General features: G+C 51.9%; 2 pseudogenes. One reads left to right on the top strand and one right to left on the bottom strand.

From position 1 onward, the window contains the following. Nucleotides 1-105, top strand: a pseudogene (locus tag MHZ35_RS17805) (IS5/IS1182 family transposase); the annotation flags it as partial. A gap of 593 nt (nt 106-698) precedes the next feature. On the opposite strand, the pseudogene MHZ35_RS17810 reads toward MHZ35_RS17805, so the two are convergent. Further along, nucleotides 699-952: pseudogene (locus MHZ35_RS17810) on the bottom strand (transposase); the annotation flags it as partial. Nucleotides 953-1,134: the final 182 nt, after the last annotated feature.

Raw genomic sequence — 1,134 nt, forward strand, 5'->3', positions numbered from 1 at the left:
TGCCGCCTCAAGGACTTCCGCCGCGTCGCTACCCGCTACGACAAGCTGGCGGCCAACTTCCTCTCAGGCGTCGCGCTCGCAACAGCTATCGCGTTCTGGCTCTGAATGAGTCTCAACCCTAGGCCGGAACTCGTGCATGTCGCGTACGAGAGCAGCAGGATCAGTAAGCACCATTTCCTGTGGAAGGTTAGAATATGATGCAGTTAGAGGCCCTCGAACGCCGTAAATTCGCCAGTTTGAGTCTAGCTGAGGCGCACCTCCTTCCTTTCCACCGCCGCTACCCAAGACTATTTTTAATCTGTCCTTTGGCAACTTTTCGGTAAACCAGGAACTTAGTATTGTCCCCATACCAAGCATAATAACAGAGTCATTTCCATCAAAAAGACCTGGCAGGACACGATTCCAGAACCACTCGTTCAAGTCATCTCCAAAATTGCCTTGTCCATTATGTGGTTCGGAATATTCTATTTTCATAGCCTTTCCTGCATTTTGATATTACCATCAAATTTTATAGTTAATTATTTATAAAAGTTTTGGCTGATGCAGTTTAATTGTTACAAGATTTGGTAAAAAGTCAATAGTAGCAAACTACTGACATTTCTCGCAGGCATATCAACGACAGGGCTCGTTGAAAAAAATATTGTTTAATTTGTAACGGCCCCATTAAGCAAAGGTGGATAGATAGATTGGCGCGAATTGGCGTCGATCATGACCGTCTTCGGTCCGACACCTGTAGCCGCAGCCAGCCCTTCCATCATCCGCGTGAACACCCCCGCCCCACCCCAACGTTTCCACCGGTTGTAGAGCGTCTTGCGCGAACCGTTAGGCGCTCGGCGCATTCCGCCAGCGCATCGCGCTGCGGTTGACGAAACGATGCCGCTCAACACCCGTTGATCATCAACCCGAGGCTTGCCCGTGGCTTCTGGGAAAAGAACGGCCGCAGCCGCTCCATCTGCTCGTCCGTCAGCCAAATCGGTCACTCATCCCAGTCTCCTGGGGGTGTGGATCGGCGTGGAAAAGGGACCCCGGTAGCGGGGTGATCGGCGTCGAAAAAGGACCCCTCATCCCGGTGGTCTAGGCTGTTCGCTTGGCGGTGTGTCAGGCGGCGAGATCGGGATGCTGATATTGGATGCT

Source organism: Sphingomonas sp. ACRSK (assembly GCF_022346685.1).
Classification (GTDB): domain Bacteria; phylum Pseudomonadota; class Alphaproteobacteria; order Sphingomonadales; family Sphingomonadaceae; genus Sphingomonas; species Sphingomonas molluscorum.